This window comes from Streptomyces sp. NPDC002676 (assembly GCF_053592455.1).
Genome location: NZ_JBSFVT010000006.1, coordinates 24,637 through 48,457, shown reverse-complemented (window position 1 = coordinate 48,457; position 23,821 = coordinate 24,637). Strand labels below are relative to the sequence as shown.

Below are 23,821 nucleotides of genomic sequence, written 5' to 3'. Positions count from 1 at the left end.
CCTCTGTCGGAGATCGCTGCGGGCGCGCACACTGGAGCCAGCGGCTGCTAGGGAGGCTCCGTATGACGACGTTCGACCGCTGGCTGACCTCCCCGTGGCGACGCTCGTCGGTGGCCGCTCTGGCGGGCGCCCTGCCCGTCCTCGCCTTCCCGGCGCCGTCACTGTGGTGGTTCGCCTACGTCGCCATGGTTCCCTGGATCCTGTTGGCCCGCGCGGCGCCGACCGGCCGGCGTGCCGCGTACGACGGCTGGTGCGGCGGCTTCGGGTTCATGGTGGCGGTGCACCACTGGCTGCTGCCGAGCCTGCACGTGTTCATCTTCCTGATAGCCGCGCTGCTCGGCGTGCTCTGGGCGCCCTGGGGCTGGCTGGTCCGCAGGTTCCTCGGCGGGGTGCCCTCGGCCGCGCGGGGCGCCGCCGCGCTGCTCGTGCTGCCCTCGGCGTGGCTGATGGTGGAGCTGGTCCGCTCCTGGCAGGGGCTCGGCGGGCCCTGGGGCATGCTCGGCGCCAGCCAGTGGCAGGTGGCGCCGGCGCTGCGGCTCGCCTCGGTCGGCGGGGTGTGGCTGGTCAGCTTCCTGGTGGTCGCGGTGAACGTGGCGGTGGCGGCGCTGGTTGCCGTGCGCGAGTCCCGGATGCCCGCCCTGGCCTCCCTGGTGGCGACGGCCGCCGCGACCTCGGCCGCCTGGGTCTGGGCGCCCCGCCCGCAGGTGGACGGGCAGGTGCGGATCGCCGTCGTGCAGCCGGGAATCATGGACGGCGGCGACAAGCGGTTCGACCGCGAGGAGCAGCTGACCCGGCAGCTGGCCGGGCAGCACGTCGACCTGGTCGTTTGGGGCGAGTCCAGCGTCGGCTTCGATCTGGGCGACCGGCCCGATCTGACGCGGCGGATCGCCGCGCTGTCCCGCACGGTCGGCGCCGATGTGCTGGTGAACGTGGACGCCCGCCGCTCCGACCGGCCCGGCATCTACAAGAGTTCGGTGCTGGTCGGCCCGAGCGGCGTGACCGGCTACCGGTACGACAAGATGCGGCTCGTGCCCTTCGGCGAGTACATACCCGCCCGCTCACTGCTCGGCTGGGCCACCTCGGTCGGCAAGGCCGCCGGCGAGGACCGCAGGCGCGGCACCGAACAGGTCGTGATGAACGTCGGACACGGGCTGCGTATCGGCCCGCTGATCTGCTTCGAGACCGCGTTCCCCGACATGAGCCGGCACCTCGCCGAGGACGGCGCCGACGTCCTGCTCGGCCAGTCCGCGACCTCGACCTTCCAGCACAGCTGGGCCCCCGAGCAGCACGCCTCGCTGGCCGCGCTGCGCGCCGCCGAGACCGGCCGCCCGATGGTGCACGCCACCCTGACCGGCGTGTCGGCCGTGTACGGCCCGAGCGGGCAGCGGCTCGGCCCGTGGCTGGGCACCGGCGCGAGCGCCACGCGCGTCTACGAGGTACCGCTCGCGCACGGCATCACGCCGTACGTCCGCTACGGCGACTGGCCGGTGCACGGCGCACTGCTGGTGCTGGCCGTGCTGGGCGCGGGCGAGGGGGTGCGGGCGCTCAGGCTGCGCCGGAGCGCTCCAGCACCGCTCGTACCACCCGCTCGCAGAGTTCATGGGTCGCCAGCGCGTCACGGGCGCTGAGCACCTTGCCCGCGCGCACGGCGTCGAGGAACGTGAGGACGGCCTGCTCGATGCCGCGCTGCCGGGCCACCGACACCCAGTCGCCGCGCCGGCGCACGGTCGGCTGCCCCTTGTGATCGATCACCTCGGCGAGGTTGAGCACCTGGCGCTTGGTGTCCTGCCCGGAGACCTCCAGGATCTCCTCGACGGAGCCGCTGAGCCGGTTCATCACGCCGAGCGCGGTGAAGCCCTCCCCGGCGAGCTGGAGCACGACGTGGTGGAGCAGCCCGGCCTCGGTGCGGGCACGGACGGTCACGTCGTCGACCGGGCCCGGCACCAGAAAGCGCAGGGTGTCCACGACGTGGATGAAGTCGTCCAGGACCATCGAGCGCGGTTCCTCGGGCAGGCCGATCCGGTTCTTCTGCATGAGGATCAGCTCGCGCGGGTGCTCCAGGCACTGCGCGTACCCGGGGGCGTAGCGGCGGTTGAAGCCGACGAAGAGCGAGACGCCGCGCCGCTCGGCCAGCTCCACCAGCCGCTCGGAGTCGGCGAGTTCGTAGGCGAGCGGCTTGTCGACGTACGTCGGTACGCCCGCCTCCAGCAGCCGGGTGACGAGCTCGGGGTGGACGACGGTGGGCGCGTGCACGAAGGCCGCGTCGAGGCCGGCGGCGAGCAGGGAGTCCAGGGTCGCGTGACGCCGGCCGGCGGGCAGGTGCAGGGAGTCGGCGACGCGGTCGAGGGTGGCGGGCGTGCGGGTGTGCAGGTGGAGGTCGATCCCCGGCTGGGTGCTCAGCACCGGCAGGTAGGCCTTCTGAGCGATGTCCCCGAGTCCGATGCAGCCGACCTTCACGTGCGCTCCCCTGCCGTGTGCCTGCGTGTGTCTTCCCGGCAGCATACGGCGGTCGTCAGCCGGTGATCCCGTGGGAATACCCACTGGTGATACCCGGCGCGGTGTTGCGAGGATGCGGGCATGACGATCAAGCGGGACGAGCCCGCTCTCGACGCCGACGAACGCACCATGCTGGAGGGGTGGCTGGACTATCACCGGCAGACTCTCGCCTGGAAGTGCGACGGCCTGACCGAGGTCCAGCTGCGGACCGCCTCCATCGAGCCCTCCGAGCTGTCGCTGCTGGGCCTGGTGCGGCACATGGCGGAGGTCGAGCGATTCTGGTTCCACGAGATACTGCGGGGCGAGGACCCCGGGGTTCTGTACTGCACCGAGGAAGACCCGGACGGCGACTTCCACTTCACCGAGGCCGACACCTGGGACGAGGCGTACGCCACCTGGCAGGCCGAGATCGAGACGGCTCGCCGCAACACCGCCGGCCTCACGCTCGACGACTTCTCCAAGGGGCGGAGCAGGTCCAGCGACAAGCCCTTCAACCTCCGCTGGATCTACACCCACATGATCGAGGAGTACGCCCGGCACAACGGCCACGCCGACCTGATCCGGGAGCGGATCGACGGCGCCACCGGCGACTGAACGTCACCCGCCGCGCCTCGAAGCCCTCCGTACGGGGCACGAGATCACCCGTGCGGGGCATCAACCTCAGGTTGGCGGTGCGGGGCCGGGGGCCGACCCAGCAGAGTGGCGCGGGTGCATCGAACGACGACCACCGCAGCGCTCCTGTTCACCGTGGCCGTCTCGGCCCTCTCCGGCTGTGTGACGGTTCCGGGACCGGCAACTCCCGGTCCCCCGCCGGACACCGTGCCCTCACAGCCGACGGCGCCCCGGCCGGACGGCAGCGCGGAGCCCCGGGTGGTGCAGGCACCGGCCCGCGAGGCGCTGGAGATGGTCGGCCCGCCCCGGCACCCGGAACGCCCCGCGCCGACCGCCGCGCACCGGCCCACGGCCGCGCCGCCGGTCACGCGCCGCCCGCCGGCCCCGCCCGCACCGCCGCGCCCGGACCACCCCCGGCGGACGCCCGTCCAGGCCCCGGACCTGCCGCAGCCGGCGCCGAAGGCCCCGGACGTGTGCGCCCTCGGCACGAAGTACGGCGGCTGGCAGAAGGACAGCCCCGAGGCGGTCATCTGCCGGCAGACGTACGGGCATTGAGGCCGGTGGGACGGACGGGACGCCCCGTGCGGCCCGCTCTCAGCTGGGCCGCTGCCGCGGCGGCCCCCAGTTGTCGCCGCTCAGGGGGCCGTCCTCGCTCAGGCGCAGCTCCAGGCGGTCGATCGCGGCCCGGACGCCGTTGCCGTAGCCGTCGTCGGGCAGGGAGTCCGAGGCGCGGCGGGCGCGGTGCAGATGGCTGCGGGCGGCGTCCAGGCGGCCGAGCTTCACGTAGTCGGCGGCGAGGTTGAGGTGCAGGGAGGGGTAGAAGCCCCGGACGGTCAGCGGGTCGTCGCCGCGGCCGTCGTCAAGTTCCTCCGCCGCTGACAACGCCCGCAGGTCCCAGGCGAGTTCGTCCCCCGGGTCGTCCTGGGTGTCGGCGAGATAGTGGGCCAGCGTGGAGCGGTGCAGCGGGGCGCCCTCCTCGCCGATCTCGGCCCACAGTTCGAGGAAGCGGCGCCGGGCCTCCTCGCGGTCGCCGCCGTGGTGCAGCATCACGACCTGTCCGATGCGCGTCAGCACGTCGTCCAGTGCCGCCTGCTCCTGTCGCTCCGCCACCGCGTCCTCCGGGCCGTCGTCAGCAGTAATCGGCCGTCTCGCCGACTGTGTCACCCGACGCTAACCGGCGGCACCGGCAAACCCGGGCAGGCGGCCCCGTACGAAACGAGGCCGCCGCGGGCCGGTCAGCCCAGGTTCGGGATGCGCCAGTCCACCGGGTCGTGGCCCTGCTGGGCGATCGCCTCGTTGATCTGCGTGAACGGGCGGGAGCCGAAGAACTTCTTCGCGGACAGCGGCGAGGGGTGCGCACCCTTGACCACGACATGACGGGTCTCGTCGATCAGCGGGAGCTTCTTCTGCGCGTAGTTCCCCCACAGCACGAAGACCGCCGGGTCCGGCCGGGAGGCCACCGCGCGGATCACCGCGTCCGTGAACTTCTCCCAGCCCTTGCCCTTGTGCGAGTTGGCCTCGCCGGCCCGGACGGTGAGCACCGCGTTGAGCAGCAGCACGCCCTGCTCGGCCCACGGCATCAGATAGCCGTTGTCCGGCACGGGCAGGCCCAGCTCCTCCTGCATCTCCTTGTAGATGTTCCGCAGGGAGGGCGGGGTCTTCACACCGGGGCGCACCGAGAAGCAAAGGCCGTGGCCCTGGCCCTCGCCGTGGTACGGGTCCTGGCCGAGGACCAGGACCTTGACCTTGTCGTACGGCGTCGCCTCCAGCGCGGCGAAGACCTCCTCGCGCGGCGGGTAGACGGGTCCCTTCGCCCGCTCCTCCTCGACGAACTCGGTCAGCTCCTTGAAGTAGGGCTGCTGCAGTTCGTCGCCCAGAACTCCGCGCCAGGACTCGGGCAGCATGGCGATGTCGGTCACGTCAACGTCCTCACGGTGTCGATCAACTACGGCGTGCGGTCACTTCCAGGGTTCAGAACCTACAGGCGACCACTGACAACGCGTACCGGACGGGCGGCTCACCAACTGGTCTTGCGGTGCAGCGTCCACATCATCATGATCGTCGACGGGTCGAGGGCCTGCTCGCCGCCGGAGATGTCGTCGCTGGCCGCGATGTACTGCCGGCCCTGCCACAGCGGGATCAGCCGGGCGTCGTTCACCATGATCTGCTGGGCCGCCTCCAGGTCGTTCACGACCTTGGCGCGGTCGCTCTCGCTGCGCGAGTGGGGCAGCAGGTGGTCGGTGATCTCCTTGGACGGGTAGGGCGTGCCGAGCGCGTTGCTCTGGCCGACGAACGGCGCGATGAAGTTGTCCGCGTCGGGGTAGTCCGGGAACCAGCCGCGGCCGAACACCGGGTACTCGCCCTTCTGGTAGCCGACCACGTACGTCTTCCAGGGACGGCTCTCGAGGGTGATCGTGAACAGTCCGGAGCCGTCCAGCTCCCGCTTCAGCTCCTTGAACATCTCGCCCGTCTCGGAGCCGTAGCGGTCGGTGGTGTACCAGAAGGTGAGCGGGACGCGCTGGGTGATGCCCGCGTCGGAGAGGATCTTGCGGGCCTTGGGGACGCTCGGGTCGCCGTAGTCGTCGAAGAAGCCGGTGGTGTGCCCGGTCAGCCCCTTGGGGACCATCGAGTACAGCGGGTCCACGGTGTCCTCGTAGACCTTGTGGGCGATCGCGCCCCGGTCCACGAGCTGGGCGACCGCCTTGCGCACGGCGGGCCGCGCGGCCCACGGGTCCTTGGGGTTGAAGACCAGGTAGCTGATGTCGGTGCCCACGCCGTCGACCAGTTGCAGATCGCTGTTGCCGTGCCGCTGGAGGGCGATGATGTCGTTGGCGGCCAGACCGCGGTAGGTGAGGTCGATCTGCTTGGCGCGCAGCGCGCTGACCATGCTGGCCGAGTCCTGGAAGTAGCGGATGACCACGCCCTTGTTCTGCCGGTCGGCGAAGCCCTGGTAGTTGTCGTTGCGGGCCAGGACGGCCTGCTTGCCCTCCGTGTACGCCTGCAGCGTGTACGGCCCGGAGCCGAACACCTTGCCGTCCTTGCGCAGGGCGTGCGCGGGGTAGTCGTCCGGGTCGACGATCGACATGGCCGGGGTGGCCAGCACGAAGGGGAAGGTGGCGTCGGACTTGTTGAGGTGGAAGACCACCTCGCGGTCCCCGATCGTCTGCACGCTGTCCAGGCTGCCGAGCAGCCCGGCGGGGCCGCCGGGGGCGTTGATGGCGCGGATGCGGTCGATGGAGTACTTGACGGCCTTGGCGTCCAGCGGGTCGCCGTCGGCGAACTTCATGCCGTCGCGCAGCTTGCAGTGGTAGGTGCGGCTGTCGGCGTCGGTGAAGGAGCAGCTCTTTGCGGCGTCGGGCTGGGGGGTGGTGGCGCCGTTCGGGTAGGCGAGGAGCGTCTGGTAGATGTTGCGGAACAGCTCCCAGGAACCGTCCCAGGACGCGGCCGGGTCGAGCGTGCTGGGGGCGCTGGTGGTCCCCACGACGATCGTTCCCTTGTTGCCGGAGTCGCCGTCCGACAGCAAGCTGCATCCGGTCACCAGGGATATGGACGCGATCGCCGCGACTCTCCGCAGGAATCGGTTCCGGTTGAACACGCGCACGCTCCTCGATCTGCCGTACCAAGGGTCGGCAGACCATACCGCAGCGTCCGGCCCCCTGAACCTCCCCTGGGACAGGGGTTCTTGATCGATTTCGCAATGACGACGTTGTCATCGTGCTGTCGTTCCGCCGTGTGGATCTTGTACGGCTCTCCGGGCGCCGTTCCGCCGGAAACGGCGCCCGGAAACCGACGATCAGGGCGGACGATCAGCCCACGCCCGCGTTGAGGAAGAGCCCGCCGTCCACGACGAGCGTCTGACCGGTGATCCAGTCGGACTGCGACGAGGTGAGGAAGGCCGCGGCCCCGCCGATGTCGGAGGGCACGCCGAGGCGGCCCAGCGGGTAGGCGGCGGCTGCCTCCTCCTCGCGGTTCTCGTACAGGGCCTGCGCGAACTTGGTCTTCACGACGGCCGGGGCGATCGCGTTGACCCGCACCTTCGGCGCGAACTCGTGCGCGAGCTGCTGGGTCAGGTTGATCATCGCGGCCTTGCTGACGCCGTAGGCGCCGATGAACGGCGAGGGCGCGAGGCCCGCGATCGAGGCGATGTTGACGATCGCGCCGCCGTTCTCCTTCTGCCAGGCGTGCCAGGTCTTCTGGGCGAGGCCGAGCGCCGAGATCACGTTGGTCTCGAACACCTTGCGCGCCACGTTCAGGTCGAGGTCGGCGATCGGCCCGAAGACCGGGTTGGTGCCCGCGTTGTTGACCAGGAAGTCGACCCGGCCGAAGGCCTCCATGGTGCGCTCGACGGCCTCGGCCTGGTGGCCGAGGTCGTGGGCCTTGCCGGCCACGCCGATGACGCGCTCGGCGCCGAGCTTGTCGACGGCCTCCTTGAGGGCGTCCTCGTTGCGGCCGGTGATGCACACGCGGTCGCCGCGGGCGACCAGGGCCTCGGCGACGCCGTAGCCGATGCCGCGGCTCGCGCCCGTGACGAGCGCGACCTTGCCGGACAGCTCCGGGAGTTCAGTCATGTCGGTGTTTCCCCAGGATCCCTAGTTGAGCGGTCCGCCGGCGACGTACAGCACCTGGCCGGAGACGAAGCCGGCCGCCTCGCCGGTGAAAAAGGCGACGGCGTTGGCGATGTCCTCGGGCTCGCCGACGCGCTGCACCGGGATCTGGGTCGCGGCGGCCTTCTTGAAGTCGTCGAAGCCCATGCCGACGCGGTCGGCGGTGGCCTTGGTCATCTCGGTGGCGATGAAGCCCGGGGCGACGGCGTTGGCGGTGACGCCGAACTTGCCCAGCTCGATGGCGAGCGTCTTGGTGAAGCCCTGGAGGCCCGCCTTGGCGGCCGAGTAGTTGGCCTGGCCGCGGTTGCCGAGCGCCGAGGAGGAGGACAGGTTGACGATCCGGCCGAAGCCCGCGTCGACCATGTGCTTCTGGACGGCCTTGGCCATCAGGAAGGAGCCGCGCAGGTGCACGTTCATGACGGTGTCCCAGTCGGAGACGCTCATCTTGAACAGCAGGTTGTCGCGCAGCACGCCCGCGTTGTTGACGAGGATGGTCGGGGCGCCCAGCTCCTCGACGATCCGCGCGACGGCCGCCTCGACCTGCGCCTCGTCGGAGACGTCGGCGCCGACCGCGATGGCCTTGCCGCCGGCCGCGGTGATCTTCTCGACGGTGTCCTTGCAGGCGGCCTCGTCCAGGTCGATCACGGCGACCGCGCGACCCTCGGCGGCCAGTCGTACGGCGGTGGCGGCGCCGATGCCGCGCGCCGCGCCGGTGACTACCGCGACCCGCTGTTCAGTGGTGGACATTGCTGCTTCTCCTCGCCCTAGAGAGAACCTGTCGTGGTCCTTGGGTGGACCCGATGTGCGGTGAGCGACCGCTTAGTACCTTCAGCACACGTGACGCTAGAAGCCCTGGCACCCGGTGTCAACGGCACCACCAGGCGTTGTGATCCATTACCTCACCAGGAGGTCCAGCAGACGCTCCGTCTCGGCCGCCGGGTCGGTGGTGAGTCCGGTGTGCACGGGTCCGGGCTGGACGATGGTGGAGCGTGGCGCGACCAGCCAGCGGTAGCGGCGCCCCGCGTCGTCGCCGGCCGCCTGCCCGGCCTCCTCCCCGCCCGCGCAGTGCCGCTCGATGGCCCCGAGCGCGGCACGTACCCCGGCCACGTCCGCCGCCGGGTCCAGGGCGAGCAGCCGGGCCTCGTCCAGGTGGGTGCGGACGCCGACGTAGCCGCGGGCGCGGCAGTAGACGACCACGCCCGCGTTGATGCACTCCCCGCGCTCCACGCGCGGTACGACGCGCAGCATGGCGTACTCGAACACGTCCCGGTCGCCGCCCTGGCCGGCCCGGGTGATGTGGCGCTCGGCGACATGTCCGGCCATGTGGATGTGGGTCTCGCTCACTTGCCCTCCTCGATGCCGGTGATGCGCTCGGCGATGACGGCCGCCCGCGCGAGCAGGGGCCGCGCATAGGCCCGCCGCAGTTCGTCCGGTGTGTCGAAGCCGGGCTCGTCGGCGAGCCAGGCGTCGGGGATCTCGGCGGTGACCTCGGCGAGCAGGTCCCTGGTGACCCGGGGCGCCAGATCGGCCGCGGCGGCGGCGATGTCCGGGGCGAAGCGGGCGAGGGCGTGGTCGGAGGCGTCGTAGGGGCGGGCCGCGGAGGCCTCGGCGGAGGGCCAGTTGTGGTGCCAGATCATCGTGGCGCCATGGTCGATGAGCCACAGCTCGCCGCGGTGCACGAGGAGGTTGGGGTTGCGCCAGGAGCGGTCGACGTTGTTGATGAGCGCGTCGAACCAGACGATCCGCCCGGCCTCCTCGGGGCTCACCGGGAAGGCGAGCGGGTCGAAGCCCAGGGCTCCGGAGAGGAAGTCCATGCCGAGGTTGGTGCCGCCGCTGGACCGCAGCAACTCCTGCACCTGCTGCTCGGGCTCGCCCAGGCCGAGCACGGAGTCCAGCTGGATGGTGACCAGCCGGGGCATCCGGAATCCGAGGCGGCGGGCGAGTTCGCCGCAGACGACCTCGGCGACGAGCGTCTTGCGGCCCTGTCCGGCGCCGGTGAACTTCATGACGTAGGTCCCGAAGTCGTCGGCCTCGACGAGCCCCGGCAGCGAGCCGCCCTCCCGCAGGGGCGTGATGTAGCGGGTCGCGGTGACTTCCTTGAGCATCGCCCCAGGTTACTGGCGGGGGCGGGGTGCGGCCGACGACCGACCGTGACAGCTCGCCCACAGCCTCGGCTTACGGCCGTCCGACCGCCGCCCGGCAAGGATCCGGGTGCCCGTCCGGACGGGCGGGTTGAACGGGCGGCGGCCCGCGACCGTACCCCTTGACGGATTGACGGATCACGAAACGCCCGGCGGAAGGGACCCCCTCATGACCAGCGCATCGCTCAATCCCGAAGCGGGACCGGCCCGTCGTACCGTCGTGGCGGCGGCCGGGGCGGCGGGGCTCGCCGCCGCGCTCACCGCCTGCGGGTCGGGCGACGACTCGTCGAACTCGGTGGGCAGTGGCTCCGGTTCCTCCGGGAGCGCGCTCGCCAAGACCTCGGACATCCCGGAGGGCGGCGGAAAGATCTTCAAGGACCAGGGTGTGGTCGTCACCCAGCCGACGGCGGGCACGTTCAAGGCGTTCTCGTCCAAGTGCACCCACCGGGGCTGCGCGGTGGGCAGCGTGGCGGACGGCGCGATCGTCTGCCCGTGCCATGGCAGCCACTTCTCCGTCGTGGACGGCAGCGTGCAGCACGGTCCGGCGACCATGCCGCTGCCCGTGGCGAAGATCACCGTCTCCGGTGACGAGATCAAGCTCGCCTGAGCCGGGTCAGGGTCGCCCGCGCGGCCGTTCGAGACAGCCGAGCACCTCGTCGGTGGTGGTGATCGTGGCGACCAGGGCGAGCGTGTGGCGGATCATCGCGGGCGTGTAGTCGGCGGGCACCCCGGCGATGGCGTCGGCCGGGACGACAGCGGTGTAGCCGAGGTTGACGGCGTCGAACACCGCGTTGGGCACGGCCACGTTGGCCGAGACGCCGGTGACGATCAGGGTGCGGCAGCCGAGGTTGCGCAGCAGGGCGTCGACGTCGGTGCCGTGGACCGGGGACAGCCCGTGCAGCCGCCGTACGACGAAGTCCTCCTCGGTGACCTCGATCGGCGGGGCCACCCGTGTCGCCGTGGTGCCGGTCAGCTGCTGGACGGGGAGCCGCTCGGCGGCGCGGAACAGGCGGGCGTTGCCGTTCGCTCCGCGCCCGTCCGGGCGGCGCTCGGCGATCGCGTGGATCACCTGTACGCCCCTGTCGTGCGCGGCGGCGACCAGCCGCGCCACGTTGTGCAGGGCACCGGACGAACGCGCCTCGCGGGCGAGTTCGGGCAGCGCGCTGTCGGGTCCGACGACACCCTGCTGGCACTCCACGGTGAGCAGCACGGTGGTCGCGGGGTCGAGGATCTCGCTGAGCTGCTCGCGCGACGGCATGACGCCTCCCAGAGCCCGTTCCCTTTTCTGACGTGATGTCAGAGGATCACCACGACACGATAGTTCTCTGACATGACGTGAGAGAAGAGGATCCGCATGACCGTCACTCAGCGCCGGGGCCGGAAGATCATGATGACCCCCGGCGAGCTGGACGTTTTCCTAACGACCCAGCGCACCTGCCGGGTCGCGACCGTCTCGGCGGACGGCGCACCGCATGTGAGCGCGCTGTGGTTCGCCTGGGACGGCACCTCGCTGTGGCTGTACTCGGTGGTGCGCAGCAGGCGTTGGACCCAGCTGCGCCGCGATCCGCGGATCGCCGTCGTGGTCGACTCGGGCGAGGAGTACGACCAGCTGCGCGGGGTCGAGCTGTCCGGGCGGGTGGAGTTCGTGGGCGAGGCACCGCGCACCGGCGAGCTGTGCGCCGAACTCGACACGGTGGAGACGCTGTTCGCGCGCAAGAACTTCGGCATCGACGAGCTGCCGCACGACGGCCGACACGCCTGGGTACGGCTGACCCCGGAGAAGGTCGTCTCCTGGGACTTCCGCAAGCTGGGCTCGCTGTAAGGCGGTTCAGCCCACCGATACCGCCGCCTCCCGAAGGGCCTCGACCGCCGCACGGATCGAGGGGCGGCGGTCGGCGTCGGCGCGCCAGACGACGTACACATGGCGGCGTACGCGCTGCTTGAGCGGGACCATGACGACCCCCTCGGGCACCGGACGGCGGCCCAGCACCGGAGCGATGCACACGCCCAACCCCGCGGCGACCAGCCCGAGTTGGGTGTGGGTCTCGGCGGCTCGGTGCCCGACGATCGGCTCGATGCCACGCGAGCGCAGCGTGAACATCAGCCACTCGTGACAGAACTCGCCCTCGCCCCAGGTGATCCACTCGTCCTCGGCGAACTCCCCGAGGTCCACCTCGTCCCGGTGCGCGAGCCGGTGGCCAACCGGCATCGCCACGTCGGCGGGATCGTCCAGCAGGGGTGCCTTGACGAGGCCGTCCGGGACCGGCATCGGCTTGTTGTACCAGTCGAGGACGACCGCGAGGTCGAGGTCGCCGCGCACGACTCCGGCGATGCCGTTCTCCGGCTCCAGCTCGCTGGAGCGCACGCGCAGCGCCGGATGCCGGGCCCGCAGGGCCGCCAGAGCGGTGGGGAACAGGCCACGGGCGGCCGTGGGGAAGGCGGACAGCCGCAGCTCGCCGACCACCTGCCCGCGGTGCGCCTCCAGATCCGACTGGGCGAGCTCCACCTGGGAGAGGATCCGCGCGGCGTGCTCGGACAGCAGCCGTCCGGCGTCCGTGAGCCGCACCCCCCGCCCGTTCTTGGCGAGCAGCTGCTGACCGACCTCCCGCTCCAGCTTGCCCAGCTGCTGTGAGACCGCCGACGTGGTGACGTGCAGCGCGTCGGCGGCGGCGCTGACGGAGCCGTGCCGGGCGAGGGCGTCCAGGGTGCGCAGGCGCTCCAGATTCAACATGTAAGTGATTCTACGAGGTACTAGGTGATAAGTCTCGATTGTGCTACGAGGTTGCATCTATCATTGTTGAAACCATGAGCACCGTCACCTCACCCCGGACCCAGTCCCCTGCCGCGCCCACCAGCCCAGGCACCCGTCCCCGCCTCGACTGGCGGCTCCGCTTCGGCGCGCTGTCCCTGATCTGGGGCTTCAGCTTCCTGCTGATCAAGGTGGGCACGGAGGGGTACGCGCCCTTCCAGGTCACTCTCGGGCGGCTGGTGTTCGGTACGGCGGTCCTGGTGGCGGCGATGGCCGTGAAGCGGGAGCGGCTGCCGCGCGGGGCCCGCCTGTGGGGCCACATGGCGGTCGCTGCGTTCTTCCTCAACGCCCTGCCGTTCTCCCTCTTCGCCTACTCGGAGCTGACGATCCCGTCCACGCTGGCCGGCATCTGCAACGCCACGTCTCCCCTGTGGGGCATGGCTCTGTCCCTGGTCGCCCTCTCCGAGGACCGGCCGACCCGGGTGCGCGTCGCCGGACTCGGCCTGGGCTTCCTCGGGGTGCTCACGGTGCTCGGCGCCTGGCAGGGGTTTCACGGGCTGGACGCCACGGGTACGGCGATGGCGCTGCTGGCCTCGCTGAGCTACCCCATCGGCTGGATCTACGTCCGGCGCACGCTGGCCGGTACGGGCAACTCCCATCTCTCGATGACGGGCGGGCAGTTGCTGCTCGCCACGGTGCAACTGGCCGTGGTGACCCCGCTGTTCGCCGGTTTCCCCACACATGTCTCGCTCGTTCCGCTGCTGGCGATCGCCGCGCTGGGGGCGCTGGGAACCGGTCTGGCGGTGCTCGTCCAGTACGGGCTGGTCGCCGAAGTCGGGCCGACCACCGCCCAGATGGTCACGTACTTCATCCCGGTCATCGCCACGGCGGCGGGCGTGGCGATTCTCGGGGAGACGCTGCGCTGGACGACGCCGGTGGGAGCGGTGATCGTGCTCGCGGGGGCAGCCCTCACCCAGGTGAAGCCGAAGGCTTCCTAGGCCCTGTCGTCAAACTCCCGCCTGCCCCGCGACGCCATGCACGCACTCTCGCCGCACCGGGCCCCGGCCCAAGTACATCCAGTACGAGGGCCAGGACCCGGCACGCCGAGAGCACGCACCTGACGCCGCGAGGCCCGCCCTCCGGGCGGACGACGGGAGTTTGACGACAGGACCTAGCCGTACGTCCGCGCCGGAGACGGCCTCACCGCCGCCGCCACCGCCTCCGCCAGAGCCGCGATGTCCTCCGGGGTGAGCGTCGAGACCGTGATGCGGACGCCCGGTGGGCTGCTGATACGGAAGCGGGCCCCTGGGGCCACCGCCCAGCCCGACTGGAGGAGGCGGGCCAGGGCTCCCGTTTCGTCGGGGACGGGGATCCAGACGTTCATGCCGCTGCGGCCGTGGGCGGCGACGCCGTGGTCCGCGAGGGCGTCGATCAGGGCCTGCCTGCGGGAGCGGTACGCGGCGGCCACCGCCGCGCGGTCCACCGCACCGTCGGCCCACAGCCGGACCACCGCGCGCTGGAGCAGCCGGCTCACCCAGCCCGGGCCCAGGCGCTGGCGGCCCCGCACCCGGTCGACCGTGACGGGGTCGCCGGTGAGGACAGCGAGCCGCAGGTCGGGGCCGTAGGCCTTGGCGGCCGAGCGGACGAGGGCCCAGTGGCGGGTGACGCCCGCGAGGGGGTGGAGCGGCAGGTCGACGATGCCGTGGCCGTGGTCGTCCTCGATCAGCAGGGTATGCGGGTGCTCGCGCAGCACCGCGCGCAGGGCACGCGCGCGCGTCGCACTGACAGAGGCGCCGGTGGGGTTCTGCGCGCGGTCGGTGACGATCACGGCGCGGGCGCCGGACTCCAGGGCGCGGCGCAGGTCGTCGGCGCGGGGCCCCTCGTCGTCGACGCCCACCGGGACCGTGCGCAGCCCCAGCGCGGGGACGAGGTCCAGGGCGCTGCCCCAGCCGGGGTCCTCGACGGCGACCGCGTCGCCCGGTTTGAGGTGGGCCAGCAGGAGCCGCTCGATGGCGTCGAGGGAGCCTGAGGTGACGGCCAGCGGCCCCACCGGGACGCCGTCGGCGTCGAGGTCGGCGCGCGCGAGGCGGGCGAGGTCCGGGTCGACCGGGTCGTCGCCGTAGAGGACGGGCTCCCGGTCCCCGGCCTGTGCCGCCGCGGCGAAGGCGGGGGCCAGGCGGGGCAGCAGGGCGGGGTCGGGGTTGCCGGCCGACAGGTCCCGCCCGCCGGCGGGGACCTCCACGTGCAGCTCCTCGCGCCCGGTGGTGGCCGGTTTGGGCCTGACCCGGCTGCCCCGGCGCCCGGCGGTCTCGATGACCCCGCGCTCGCGCAGGGTGCGATAGGCAGCCGCGACCGTATTGGGATTCACCCCGAGCCGATCCGCCAACTCCCGCATGGGAGGCAGCGGTTGGCCCGGCCACAGCTCACCGCTGCCGACCGCACGCTCCACGCTGGCCGCAATCTCCGCTGCGCCACGCCCCTGAATCGGATACTCTCCTAGCACAAAATCCATTATGCACTAGTGCAATAAAGATCGCCAGGAGACACCATGCAGGGGACCAGGGAGACCAGCGCGACGCAGCCGGAGTCCGCCGCCTACACCCCGACCGACCGCACCGTTCCGACGCGCTCGGCGGAACGGGCGTCGTACGACCGGGAGTTGGTGCACGCGATACTGGACGAGGGCTACGTCTGCCACCTCGGCTTCGTGCGCGACGGCGCCCCCGTGGTGCTGCCGACCCTGTACGGCCGGGTCGGCGAGCGGCTCTACGTCCACGGGTCCACGGGCTCGCGCCCGCTGCGGATGACCGGCCAGGCCGACCCCGGCCTGCCGGTGTGCCTGACGGTCACCCACGTGGACGGGCTGGTGCTGGCGCGTTCCGCCTTCCACCACTCGATCAACTACCGCTCGGTCGTGGTGCACGGCATCGCTCACGAGGTCACCGACGCCGAGGAGCGGCGGCTGGCCCTGGACGCGTTGGTGGACCACGTCATACCGGGCCGGGCCGCCGACTCCAGGCCCGCGAACAAGAAGGAGCTGGCCGCCACCGCGGTGATCCGCCTGGACCTGGACGAGGTCTCCGCCAAGCTGCGCACGGGCGGCGCGAACGACGAGCCCGAGGACCTCTCCCTGCCGTACTGGGCCGGTGTCGTCCCGCTCCGCAAGGGGTACGACGCCCCAGTCGCCAACGCCGACCTGGCGCCCGGGGTCGGGCTCCCGGACTACCTGCGGTGACCCGGTAAGGAGCTACACGGGAACCGGCGCCCGGTGTCCGCCTCCGCGGGCCTCGCTCACGGCGAGGCCCGCGACCGCGCCCAGCATCAGCAGGGTGCCGGTCAGGGTGGCCGTGGTGAGGTGTTCGCCGAGCAGGGCGACGGCGAGCACGGCGGCGGTCACCGGCTCCAGCAGCATGATCACGGAGACGGTGGCCGACCGTACGACGGCGGCTCCGGCGAAGTACAGGGCGTACGCGAGGGCCGTCGGCACCGCCGCGATGTACACGACGAGCCACAGCAGCCGGGCCGGGTGGGCGGTGTGCGGGAGCAGCCCTTCGTGCAGGGCGAGCGGCAGCACGAAGAGGCCCGTCACCGCGAAGGCCCAGACGGTGGTGTCGGAGGCGTCGGCCGAGCCGTCGCGGCCCCACCAGCGGGTGAGCAGGGTCATCGCGCAGTATCCGGCCGCCGAGAGCAGAGCCAGGAGCACGCCCGCCGGGCGGACGGACGCGCCCGAGCCACCGAAGGTGAGCACGACCAGCCCGGCGAGCGCCCCGGCGATCGCGAGGACACCGCCGAGGCCCAGCCGCTCCCCCAGCAGCAGCCGGGCGCCGAGCGCGATCAGTACAGGACCGGCGCCGAGGGTGACGACGGTGGCCACGGCGAGGCCGGTCGACCCCACGGCCGCGAAGTAGGCAGTCTGGAAGACGGCCAGGGCGAGGCCGGTGGCGACGGCCTTCGCGGCCCTGCGGCGCAGGGGTCCGGCCGCTGCCGGTCGGACGCGCGGGCGCAGCCCGCGGCCGGCCAGCAGCAGGACGAGTCCGATGGCGCAGCGCCAGAACGAGAGCGTGAACGCCCCCATGTCACTGGTCCGGTAGACCAGGGAGGCGGCGGCGCCGGCGGTGCCCCAGGCGGCACCGGTGATGATCAGGTAGAGCAGGCCGCGCCCGACGGGCAGGCCTGAAACAGCGTTCGACAAAGGAATCTCTCCGCAGAGGCGCACAGAAGGGCGGAAGTTCGAGGGCGACCCGCTGTGGCGGGGCGCGCGGACTTCATCTGCGGGCAGCACCGTCCGGCCGGGCGCGTGCGCGCCAGGCATGTGGTTCCGGAGGCCCGCCTCAGGCGGCCGGGGGCGGAAGGACGAGTGCGTGCAAAGCCATGAGCAGCACCTTATGCGGCGGTGTCCTGGGCGGACAACTGGCCGCTACTGGACCGCTCCCGGTCCGGGCCGCCCGTCGCGACGGGCTCCGCGGCGGACTTGGCGGGGGTCGAGGACTGGGCGATGAACGCGCCGACCAGCACGACCACGCCACCGGCCACCTGCGGCGCGGACAGGTGCTCGCCGAGCAGCACCCAGGCGAGCACGGTCGCGATGACCGCCTCCAGGCAGGCGACGACACCGGCGACTTGCGGAGACAGCCGCCGTACGGAGAGCACGCCGGTGATGTACGCGATGACCGTGGCGACGAGGACGATCCAGGCGAGCAGCGCGAACGCCGGGACGGCGGTGCCGTTCATGTCCGCGGAGCCGGTCAGCACCGACCAGTGCATGGTCCAGGGGCGGGCGACGACCGTGAGCACGGCGGCGCCGACGAGCAGGCCGTAGGCGATGACGCCGCGCGGGTCCGGCGCCCGGTGGCCCCCATCGCTGCCCTGGTCGGACAGGACGAAGTAGCCGACCTGGCAGCAGGCGGCGCCCAGCGCGAGCAGCAGGCCCAGCGCGTCGAAACTCAGCCCCGACCACACCTCCACCACGCAGGCCAGACCGCCGGCCGCGAGGACGACACCGAGCGCGGCGGCGCGCGTCACGGGCCGGCGCTGTACGAACCGCACCCAGCCGAGCACCAGGGCGGGGGCCAGGTACTCGATGAGCAGCGCCACGCCGACCGGGATGCGGGAGAGCGCGGCGAAGTAGCAGGCCTGGACACCGCCCACGGCGAACAGTCCGAACCCGGCGAGCAGCGCCGGGCGTTCGCGCAGCAGGGCGCGGTGCCGTACGGCGAGCGGAAGCATGATCACGGCGGCGCCGGTCACCCGCAGCCACACCACGTGCAGTGGGTCGAGCCCCGCCTCGATCAGCGGCTTGGCCGCCACCCCGGACCCACCGAAGGCCAGCGCCGAGGCGACCGCGAGACCGAGCCCGACGCCCTTCCCGCTGCTGCCCTGACTGCTCTCATCCATACGCACCGGCACATGATGACAGGCGATGACATGAGCGTCACCCCCCATTGCCCCTGTCTCAGAGGCTGGACTGAATCGGGGCGTCCTCGGCAGGCTTCAGGGGTGCCTCAGGGGATGGACGGGACGCGGACGCCGACGCGTTCGAGGACCTCCACGGCCCGGGCCTGCGGGTCCGCGACGAGGGCGGCGAGCAGGTCGGTGCCGTTGGCACGGGTCTCGCCACGCTGCCGGGCACGCCCGAGGGCGTAGGCCAGGGCGGCTGCGGCGACGGGGGACCAGCCCGCGTCAGGTGCCGCCACCGCGAGCGCGCCGGAGTCCTCCACACTGCCCTGCCAGCGCAGACCGTAGCCGATGCTGCGCTGCACGAGATAGCCGAGCAGCCGGGCGAGTTGGGCGGTGTCTCCGACGGCGGCGCGGGCCTCGAGGTCGTGTTCGAGGAGGGAGTGGAGCAGGTGGGCGGTGTCGATCTGCCGGTCCCCGTCCCGCACGGCCCTCCGGCGGGCACCGGCGAGCACCGCTGCCAGCTCGGCACTGAGCCCGGCATCGTCGTCCATGTCCATTCGCACGTCCGTCGCTTCGCGGGTCACGTCGTGGTTCGCGTCGTGGGCGGGCCGGCGGGCTATACGGGATTGCACAATCCCTACCTCATCAGCCACAACAGGCCGGGGCATCCGCGAGTGGAACCATTTGCGCGTCCCACACAGAGTGGACATCACCGCCCCCGATCTCATCCTTACGGAGGAGATCCGGCCGAACTCCCGCCAGGGGCGCGCGCCGCCTTGCCACGCACCCCGCGGGCAACCACGGCTGCTCCGCAGGACGCGCTGCTCGCCGACCCGTATCTGATGGTTCATCAGTATTGAATGTTTGCGGCCCTGCGGCTACGTTCCGCGACACCGTAGCCCGATCCGAAGGGGTGGTCGCATGGCCGAAGTCAGCGCGGAGGCACGCATCCAGGCGCCGGCCGAGAAGGTGTGGGCCCAGCTCACCGACTGGTCGTCGTACGGGGAGTGGAACGCGACCCACACGAGCTTTCCCAAGGGCGGCCCGGAGACCCTGGCGGTGGGCGGCACGTTCCAGGAGAACATGAAGCTGATGGGCTTCCCGGCGGAGGTCGACTGGACCATCGAGGAGCTGGAGCCGGCCCGGGTGTTCGCGATCCGCGGCAAGGGCCCGATGGCGGTGAACGTCGCCACCCGCTACACGCTCACACCCGACGGGGAGGCCACGACGGTCCGCATCGACGGCGAGTTCACCGGCGCGGCGGTGTCACTGATGGCGGGCAAGCTCAGGGACTCGGCAACGGCCGCGCTGAACGAGTCGCTGCGCAAGCTGGGCGGGTTGGTGACCTGAGCCCGGAATCGACGAGGAAGACGGATCCAGACACGGGAAGGCGCCCTGCGGAGGGATTCCACAGGGCGCCTTCGCCGCCGTCGCGGAGAGCTCAGTGCTCGTCGGCGAGGATGAGGTACAGCTTCTTGCGGGCCTCGTTGATGACGGCGAGGGCCTTCTCACGCTGCTCCTTCGTGCCGGTCTTCCAGACCTGCCCGAAGGCCTCCATCAGGCCGAAGCCGGCCTGCCGGATCTCGCCGAGGGCCTCCCAGTCGACCCCGCGCGAGGCTTCCTCCCAGGGGGCGTCCGGCCCCTCGTCGGCGGCGGCACGGCCGCTCTCGGTGAGCGCGAACAGCTTCTTGCCACCCTCGCTCTCGCTGGCGATCAGGCCCTCGTCCTCCAGCAGCTGGAGGGTGGGGTAGACCGAGCCGGGGCTGGGCTTCCACGCGCCGCCGCTGCGCTCGGCGATCTCCTGGATCATCTCGTAGCCGTGCATCGGCCGGTCCTTGAGCAGGGCCAGGATCGAGGCGCGTACGTCACCGCGCCGCGCCCTCCCCCTCGGACCGCCGCGCCCTCGCGGCCCCCAGTGCCCCGGACCGAAGCCGGGCCCACCGGGACCGAAGCCGCCGGGCCCGCCCGGGCCGAAGGGCCCGAAGGCAGCGCGTCGCCCCTCGAAGCCGCCGAAGCCACCGGAACCGCCCCGGCCGTGCCGGCCCGGGCCGCAGTCATCATGTCCACGCTCGAATCCGTGGGTACGCATTGCACTCACTCCATTCCATCGCTGATCAGTCACGTATCACTCGCGTTCCTTACGCGATGCCTCAACGATATATCGGAACCGATCGTCCGACAACCCTCCGTCGACTGCGACCTGACCCGGATCGCGGTTGCGGACTGCCGCGGGGAAACGGTCCAGGCATCGGGAATTGGCCTTGGCCCCGCGGCGCGTCGCGGCTCTAGCGTCGGCGCCATGCGCATCCGAATCGTCGACGCCTTCACCGACCGCCCCTTCGCCGGCAACCCGGCCGGAGTCCTGCTCCTGGACGACGGCTTCCCGGAGGACGACTGGCTCCAGAATGTCGCCATGGAGGTGAACCACGCCGAGACCGCGTTCGCGCACCAGCTGCCCCGGGGCGGCGAGGCCGACTGGGCACTGCGCTGGTTCACGCCGGTCGCCGAGGTCGCGATGTGCGGCCACGCCACGCTCGCCACCGCCCACGTCCTGCACACCAGCGGCGCCCACGAGGGACCGGTGCGGTTCGCCACGCGCAGCGGCGTGCTCATCGCGACGCCCGGCGCGGACGGCTCGATCACCCTGGACTTCCCGACCGCCCCACTCACCCCCGTGGAGGCCCCGGACGGAGTCGCCCAAGCGCTGGGCGCCGAGCCGGTCGCCGCCTTCGACACCGGAGCGAACGTCGGCGACCTGCTCGTGGACCTGGCCGACGAGAAGACGGTGCTCGGCCTCACCCCGGACCTCAAGTCCCTGGGCGCCTACTCCTCGCGGGGCATCATCGCCACCGCGTGCGCCGAAGACCCTTCACAGGGCTACGACTTCGTCTCCCGCTGCTTCTTCCCGAACGTCGGCATCGACGAGGATCCGGTCACGGGCAGCGCGCACACTGCGCTCGCCCCCCACTGGTCCGCCCGCCTCGGCCGCGAGAACCTCACCGGGCTCCAGGCGTCGCGCCGCGGCGGACTTGTCCGTACCGGCCTGCGCGGCGACCGCACCCTGCTGACCGGCCGCGCGGTCACGACGATCGAGGGCGAACTGCTGCCCTGAGCGAGCGGGCGGGGTTCAGTGCCCAGGGGTGGGCAGCCACCCGACCTTGCCCGCGAGCAGGGCGTAGCCGACGAAGGCTCCGATGTCGAGCAGCGAGTGCGCGACGACGAGGGGGCCGACCCGGCCCCAGCGGCGGTACAGCCAGACGAAGACCACACCCATCACCATGTTGCCGAGGAAGCCGCCGACGCCTTGGTAGAGGTGGTACGAGCCACGCAGGACCGCGCTGGCCGTCAGCGCGGTCCCCGGGGTCCAGCCCAACTGCCCGAGCCGGCGCAGCAGATAGCCGACGACGATCACCTCTTCGAGGATCGCGTTCTGCAGCGCGCTCAGGATCAGCACGGGGTATTTCCACCACACGCCGGGCAGCGCCTCGGGCACCACCGTGAGGTTGAAGCCGAGGCCGCGGGCGGCGAGGTAGAAGGCGATGCCGGTGCTGCCGATCACGGCCGCGATCGCGGCTCCCCGGGCGAGGTCGGGCCAGGGCCGGGTGCGGTCGAAGCCCAGCGTCCGCAGGCTCGCCCCTTCCCGCAGCAGCAGGTGGGCGACCAGGGCGACGGGGACCAGCGCGGTGGCGATCCCGAAGAGCTGCCAGGCGAGGTCGAGCCAGGGACGGCCGGGCGCGGCGGAGGCGTTCAGGGTGGCGGCCTGGTCCTTGAGGCCGCCGGGCTTGGTGACCGAGCCGATGAAGCTGATGAGCGCGGACACCCCGCTGGCGCCCAGCGAGACCCCGAGCACCAGCAGCGTCTCGTCCCGCAGAACCCGCCGCGGCTCCCGCTCCCGCGCCAGGGAATCCGCCACCGAGTCAGCCTCCACCGGCACTCCACCCTCCAGCCACCGCACAAACCCACAAGGCACCTACGCCCGCAAGGATCGCAGAAGCGCCACCGGCGACCGCGCACCGGGCTGGTGGGGCGTGGGGCGAGGCGGTGAGGGCGGGTGTGAAGAGGACGGCGCCGTATCTCAGGCCCTCACCCCAACGGCACCGGCTCCGGCAACCCCACCGGCCAGGTGTGCACCGGCTCGCCCGCATGCATCAGCTCCGCGTAGCGGCGGGTCGTCGCGGCCAGGGCCGCGTCGCGGGACAGCCCCTGTTCCAGGGCGCGGTGGAAGGTGGCCGCCTGCCAGGACGCCCCGTTGACCCGGCGCCGGCAGCGCTCCTCGATCACGCCGAGGTAGAGGTCCCGGTCGGCGGCCTCGACGCCCCACGCGTCCAGCCCCGCGGAGGCCAGCGGCAGCAGCTCGTCGCGGACCAGCGCGACGGCGTCGACCTCGGCCGTGCCGCCGTACCGGCCCCGCCGCGGCCAGACGAACCGCGCGTCGATGCCGTACCGGCACGCGGCGTCGAAGTTCGCCTCGGCCGCGGCGAAGGGGAGCCGGGTCCACACCGGTCGCGACTCCTCGGCGAGCGCCCGCACCAGGCCGTAGTAGAACGCCGCGTTGGCGATCACATCGGTGACGGTCGGGCCGGCCGGCAGCACCCGGTTCTCCACCCGCAGGTGCGGGACGCCGTCCGCGATGCCGTACACCGGCCGGTTCCAGCGGTACACCGTGCCGTTGTGCAGGACGAGTTCGGCGAGGCGCGGTACGCCGCCGGCGTCCAGCACCGCCAGCGGGTCCTCGTCGTCGCAGATCGGCAGCAGCGCCGGGAAGAAGCGCAGGTTCTCCTCGAACAGCTCGTACGCGGAGGAGATCCAGCGTTCGCCGAACCACGTGCGCGGCCGCACTCCCTGCGCCTGGAGTTCCGGCGGGCGCGTGTCGGTCGCCTGCAGGAACAACGGCGGCCGGGACTCGCGCCACAGCTCGTGCCCGAAGAGGAACGGCGAGTTGGCGCCGAGGGCGATCTGCGCGGCGCACGCCGCCTGGGCCGCGTTCCACACGTCGGCGAACCGGGCCGGGGTGACCTGGAGATGGAGCTGCACAGAGGTGCACGCCGCCTCGGGGACGATGGACTTCGAGGTGCAGATGAGGCGCTCGACGCCCTCGATGTCGAGCAGGAAGTCCTCGCCGCGGGCGGCCACGATCTGGTCGTTGAGCAGGGTGTAGCGGTCGACCTCGGAGAGATTGGCGGAGACCAGGTCGTCCGGCTCCAGCGTGGGCAGAATGCCGATCATGACGATCCCGGCGGCCACCTCGGCGGCCTTGCGGTCGGCGTACGCCAGGGACGTGCGCAGTTCCTCGGCGAGCCGGTCGAATACCCGCCCGCCCAAGCGGTGTGGCGCGATGTTCACTTCCAGATTGAACATGGCGAGTTCCGTTTGGAAATCACGGCTCGCGATGCGCTGCAGTACTTGACCGTTCAGCATTTTCGGCGTGCCGTCGGGCCCCGCGAGATTCAACTCGATCTCCACCCCCATGAGGTTCTTGGGGCGATCGAATCTCCTCTCCAGCAGCAGTCGCTCCAGTCCCGCCAGACACTCACGCAGCTTTGCGCGGTAGCGCAGGCGATCGGACAGGTCGAACTGCCCCGCAACGACCTTCTCCCCCATCGAAGTGTCCCTCCTCGGATGGGCAGGCCGTTCAACCGGCCGCCGGGTCCCGGGTCAGGGGGGATGATGCCCAGCCGAAGTGATTGATAACGCCCCGCGCGGGCCCGGCGCCCGCTACTCTTTCGAAAGGTTCCCCGCGGCACATTCACGGGGCATGCCGCAGCGCGCAACTTCGGGTTTTCCTGGTCGCCTGGTGAAAAACACCGACGACATTCGGCCGA

26 protein-coding genes are annotated in these 23,821 nt (G+C 71.8%); 9 read left to right on the top strand and 17 right to left on the bottom strand.

Features of this window, described 5'->3' with window-relative positions; genetic code table 11:
- The first annotated feature begins 62 nt into the window (after nt 1-62).
- Complete coding sequence (lnt, locus tag ACWD3E_RS18640) at nt 63-1,628, top strand: apolipoprotein N-acyltransferase (protein WP_451388642.1); 1,566 nt, start codon at nt 63-65, stop codon at nt 1,626-1,628.
- Here lnt and ACWD3E_RS18635 read toward each other — a convergent pair.
- On the bottom strand, nt 1,546-2,457 hold the full coding sequence (locus ACWD3E_RS18635) for a Gfo/Idh/MocA family protein (protein WP_451388641.1): 912 nt from the start codon (nt 2,455-2,457) through the stop codon (nt 1,546-1,548). The genes lnt and ACWD3E_RS18635 overlap by 83 nt on opposite strands.
- A 120-nt stretch (nt 2,458-2,577) precedes the next feature.
- Here ACWD3E_RS18635 and ACWD3E_RS18630 point away from each other — a divergent pair, with 120 nt between their 5' ends.
- Entirely contained in the window at nt 2,578-3,090 is a 513-nt protein-coding gene (locus ACWD3E_RS18630) for a DinB family protein (RefSeq protein WP_451388640.1), read from the top strand.
- Between the two features lie 114 nt (nt 3,091-3,204).
- Nucleotides 3,205-3,663, top strand: coding sequence for a hypothetical protein (locus tag ACWD3E_RS18625; protein ID WP_451388639.1), 459 nt, complete (start codon nt 3,205-3,207; stop codon nt 3,661-3,663).
- Nucleotides 3,664-3,702: 39 nt separating this feature from the next.
- Here ACWD3E_RS18625 and ACWD3E_RS18620 read toward each other — a convergent pair whose 3' ends face one another.
- From ACWD3E_RS18620 to ACWD3E_RS18590, 7 genes are all read right to left on the bottom strand, one after another.
- Nucleotides 3,703-4,218 (bottom strand): hypothetical protein, encoded by a 516-nt coding sequence (locus ACWD3E_RS18620; protein WP_451388638.1) that lies wholly within the window; start codon nt 4,216-4,218, stop codon nt 3,703-3,705.
- 125 nt (nt 4,219-4,343) lie between these two features.
- Nucleotides 4,344-5,027: a uracil-DNA glycosylase gene (gene ung / locus ACWD3E_RS18615; RefSeq protein ID WP_451388637.1), complete on the bottom strand. Its 684-nt coding sequence runs from the start codon at nt 5,025-5,027 to the stop codon at nt 4,344-4,346.
- A 98-nt stretch (nt 5,028-5,125) separates the two neighbouring features.
- The gene (locus ACWD3E_RS18610) at nt 5,126-6,703 is read right to left on the bottom strand and encodes an ABC transporter substrate-binding protein (protein WP_451388636.1); all 1,578 of its coding nucleotides are present in this window, start codon (nt 6,701-6,703) and stop codon (nt 5,126-5,128) included.
- Between the two features lie 211 nt (nt 6,704-6,914).
- Complete coding sequence (locus ACWD3E_RS18605; protein WP_451388635.1) at nt 6,915-7,676, bottom strand: SDR family oxidoreductase; 762 nt, start codon at nt 7,674-7,676, stop codon at nt 6,915-6,917.
- 21 nt (nt 7,677-7,697) lie between these two features.
- On the bottom strand, nt 7,698-8,459 hold the full coding sequence (gene fabG, locus ACWD3E_RS18600) for a 3-oxoacyl-ACP reductase FabG (RefSeq protein ID WP_451388634.1): 762 nt from the start codon (nt 8,457-8,459) through the stop codon (nt 7,698-7,700).
- A 147-nt stretch (nt 8,460-8,606) separates the two neighbouring features.
- A complete protein-coding gene (locus ACWD3E_RS18595) occupies nt 8,607-9,056 on the bottom strand; it encodes a DUF3037 domain-containing protein (protein WP_451388633.1) in 450 nt (149 codons plus the stop codon).
- Nucleotides 9,053-9,817 carry a HipA family kinase gene (locus tag ACWD3E_RS18590; RefSeq protein WP_451388632.1) on the bottom strand — a complete coding sequence of 255 codons (765 nt, stop codon included), beginning with the start codon at nt 9,815-9,817 and terminating at the stop codon, nt 9,053-9,055. Before ACWD3E_RS18590 ends, ACWD3E_RS18595 begins: the two co-directional genes overlap by 4 nt.
- Nucleotides 9,818-10,022: 205 nt before the next feature.
- On the opposite strand from ACWD3E_RS18590, the gene ACWD3E_RS18585 reads away from it, so the two are divergent.
- Nucleotides 10,023-10,460, top strand: a complete 438-nt coding sequence (locus ACWD3E_RS18585) for a Rieske (2Fe-2S) protein (protein ID WP_451388631.1) — start codon at nt 10,023-10,025, stop codon at nt 10,458-10,460.
- 6 nt (nt 10,461-10,466) lie between these two features.
- On the opposite strand, the gene ACWD3E_RS18580 is transcribed toward ACWD3E_RS18585, so the two are convergent.
- Nucleotides 10,467-11,111, bottom strand: a complete 645-nt coding sequence (locus ACWD3E_RS18580; protein ID WP_451388630.1) for a cysteine hydrolase — start codon at nt 11,109-11,111, stop codon at nt 10,467-10,469.
- 96 nt (nt 11,112-11,207) lie between these two features.
- Here ACWD3E_RS18580 and ACWD3E_RS18575 point away from each other — a divergent pair, with 96 nt between their 5' ends.
- Nucleotides 11,208-11,675 carry a pyridoxamine 5'-phosphate oxidase family protein gene (locus ACWD3E_RS18575; protein WP_451388629.1) on the top strand — a complete coding sequence of 156 codons (468 nt, stop codon included), beginning with the start codon at nt 11,208-11,210 and terminating at the stop codon, nt 11,673-11,675.
- Between the two features lie 6 nt (nt 11,676-11,681).
- Here ACWD3E_RS18575 and ACWD3E_RS18570 read toward each other — a convergent pair whose 3' ends face one another.
- The gene (locus ACWD3E_RS18570) at nt 11,682-12,584 is read right to left on the bottom strand and encodes a LysR family transcriptional regulator (protein WP_451388628.1); all 903 of its coding nucleotides are present in this window, start codon (nt 12,582-12,584) and stop codon (nt 11,682-11,684) included.
- Between the two features lie 74 nt (nt 12,585-12,658).
- Here ACWD3E_RS18570 and ACWD3E_RS18565 point away from each other — a divergent pair, with 74 nt between their 5' ends.
- Nucleotides 12,659-13,600, top strand: a complete 942-nt coding sequence (locus tag ACWD3E_RS18565) for a DMT family transporter (protein ID WP_451388627.1) — start codon at nt 12,659-12,661, stop codon at nt 13,598-13,600.
- 173 nt (nt 13,601-13,773) lie between these two features.
- Here ACWD3E_RS18565 and ACWD3E_RS18560 read toward each other — a convergent pair whose 3' ends face one another.
- Nucleotides 13,774-15,105, bottom strand: a complete 1,332-nt coding sequence (locus ACWD3E_RS18560; RefSeq protein WP_451388626.1) for an aminotransferase class I/II-fold pyridoxal phosphate-dependent enzyme — start codon at nt 15,103-15,105, stop codon at nt 13,774-13,776.
- A gap of 45 nt (nt 15,106-15,150) precedes the next feature.
- Between ACWD3E_RS18560 and ACWD3E_RS18555 the strand changes: the two genes are divergently transcribed.
- Nucleotides 15,151-15,837: a pyridoxamine 5'-phosphate oxidase family protein gene (locus ACWD3E_RS18555; protein ID WP_451388625.1), complete on the top strand. Its 687-nt coding sequence runs from the start codon at nt 15,151-15,153 to the stop codon at nt 15,835-15,837.
- Between the two features lie 12 nt (nt 15,838-15,849).
- Here ACWD3E_RS18555 and ACWD3E_RS18550 read toward each other — a convergent pair whose 3' ends face one another.
- The 3 genes from ACWD3E_RS18550 to ACWD3E_RS18540 form a co-directional block, all read right to left on the bottom strand.
- A complete protein-coding gene (locus tag ACWD3E_RS18550) occupies nt 15,850-16,794 on the bottom strand; it encodes a DMT family transporter (protein ID WP_451388624.1) in 945 nt (314 codons plus the stop codon).
- Between the two features lie 191 nt (nt 16,795-16,985).
- Nucleotides 16,986-17,996, bottom strand: a complete 1,011-nt coding sequence (locus ACWD3E_RS18545; RefSeq protein WP_451388979.1) for an EamA family transporter — start codon at nt 17,994-17,996, stop codon at nt 16,986-16,988.
- 107 nt (nt 17,997-18,103) lie between these two features.
- Nucleotides 18,104-18,631: a Clp protease N-terminal domain-containing protein gene (locus tag ACWD3E_RS18540; RefSeq protein WP_451388623.1), complete on the bottom strand. Its 528-nt coding sequence runs from the start codon at nt 18,629-18,631 to the stop codon at nt 18,104-18,106.
- A 289-nt stretch (nt 18,632-18,920) separates the two neighbouring features.
- Between ACWD3E_RS18540 and ACWD3E_RS18535 the strand changes: the two genes are divergently transcribed.
- Nucleotides 18,921-19,349 (top strand): type II toxin-antitoxin system Rv0910 family toxin, encoded by a 429-nt coding sequence (locus ACWD3E_RS18535; RefSeq protein ID WP_451354088.1) that lies wholly within the window; start codon nt 18,921-18,923, stop codon nt 19,347-19,349.
- A 91-nt stretch (nt 19,350-19,440) separates the two neighbouring features.
- On the opposite strand, the gene ACWD3E_RS18530 is transcribed toward ACWD3E_RS18535, so the two are convergent.
- Complete coding sequence (locus ACWD3E_RS18530) at nt 19,441-20,088, bottom strand: PadR family transcriptional regulator (RefSeq protein ID WP_451354089.1); 648 nt, start codon at nt 20,086-20,088, stop codon at nt 19,441-19,443.
- A 210-nt stretch (nt 20,089-20,298) separates the two neighbouring features.
- Between ACWD3E_RS18530 and ACWD3E_RS18525 the strand changes: the two genes are divergently transcribed.
- A complete protein-coding gene (locus ACWD3E_RS18525) occupies nt 20,299-21,111 on the top strand; it encodes a PhzF family phenazine biosynthesis protein (protein ID WP_451388622.1) in 813 nt (270 codons plus the stop codon).
- Between the two features lie 15 nt (nt 21,112-21,126).
- Here the strand turns inward: ACWD3E_RS18525 and ACWD3E_RS18520 are convergent, their stop codons facing one another.
- A complete protein-coding gene (locus ACWD3E_RS18520; RefSeq protein ID WP_451388621.1) occupies nt 21,127-21,933 on the bottom strand; it encodes a CPBP family intramembrane glutamic endopeptidase in 807 nt (268 codons plus the stop codon).
- A gap of 149 nt (nt 21,934-22,082) precedes the next feature.
- Nucleotides 22,083-23,600: a glutamate--cysteine ligase gene (locus tag ACWD3E_RS18515; protein WP_451388620.1), complete on the bottom strand. Its 1,518-nt coding sequence runs from the start codon at nt 23,598-23,600 to the stop codon at nt 22,083-22,085.
- Nucleotides 23,601-23,821: the final 221 nt, after the last annotated feature.

Excerpts from the sequence above, each read along its gene's own strand:
- lnt (WP_451388642.1), top strand. The coding sequence starts at position 63 with ATGACGACGTTCGACCGCTGGCTGACCTCCCCGTGGCGACGCTCGTCG.
- ACWD3E_RS18630 (WP_451388640.1), top strand. The coding sequence starts at position 2,578 with ATGACGATCAAGCGGGACGAGCCCGCTCTCGACGCCGACGAACGCACC.
- ACWD3E_RS18605 (WP_451388635.1), bottom strand. The coding sequence starts at position 7,676 with ATGACTGAACTCCCGGAGCTGTCCGGCAAGGTCGCGCTCGTCACGGGC.
- fabG (WP_451388634.1), bottom strand. The coding sequence starts at position 8,459 with ATGTCCACCACTGAACAGCGGGTCGCGGTAGTCACCGGCGCGGCGCGC.
- ACWD3E_RS18590 (WP_451388632.1), bottom strand. The coding sequence starts at position 9,817 with ATGCTCAAGGAAGTCACCGCGACCCGCTACATCACGCCCCTGCGGGAG.
- ACWD3E_RS18585 (WP_451388631.1), top strand. The coding sequence starts at position 10,023 with ATGACCAGCGCATCGCTCAATCCCGAAGCGGGACCGGCCCGTCGTACC.
- ACWD3E_RS18580 (WP_451388630.1), bottom strand. The coding sequence starts at position 11,111 with ATGCCGTCGCGCGAGCAGCTCAGCGAGATCCTCGACCCCGCGACCACC.
- ACWD3E_RS18575 (WP_451388629.1), top strand. The coding sequence starts at position 11,208 with ATGACCGTCACTCAGCGCCGGGGCCGGAAGATCATGATGACCCCCGGC.
- ACWD3E_RS18570 (WP_451388628.1), bottom strand. The coding sequence starts at position 12,584 with ATGTTGAATCTGGAGCGCCTGCGCACCCTGGACGCCCTCGCCCGGCAC.
- ACWD3E_RS18565 (WP_451388627.1), top strand. The coding sequence starts at position 12,659 with ATGAGCACCGTCACCTCACCCCGGACCCAGTCCCCTGCCGCGCCCACC.
- ACWD3E_RS18555 (WP_451388625.1), top strand. The coding sequence starts at position 15,151 with ATGCAGGGGACCAGGGAGACCAGCGCGACGCAGCCGGAGTCCGCCGCC.
- ACWD3E_RS18545 (WP_451388979.1), bottom strand. The coding sequence starts at position 17,996 with ATGGATGAGAGCAGTCAGGGCAGCAGCGGGAAGGGCGTCGGGCTCGGT.
- ACWD3E_RS18535 (WP_451354088.1), top strand. The coding sequence starts at position 18,921 with ATGGCCGAAGTCAGCGCGGAGGCACGCATCCAGGCGCCGGCCGAGAAG.
- ACWD3E_RS18530 (WP_451354089.1), bottom strand. The coding sequence starts at position 20,088 with ATGCGTACCCACGGATTCGAGCGTGGACATGATGACTGCGGCCCGGGC.
- ACWD3E_RS18525 (WP_451388622.1), top strand. The coding sequence starts at position 20,299 with ATGCGCATCCGAATCGTCGACGCCTTCACCGACCGCCCCTTCGCCGGC.
- ACWD3E_RS18515 (WP_451388620.1), bottom strand. The coding sequence starts at position 23,600 with ATGGGGGAGAAGGTCGTTGCGGGGCAGTTCGACCTGTCCGATCGCCTG.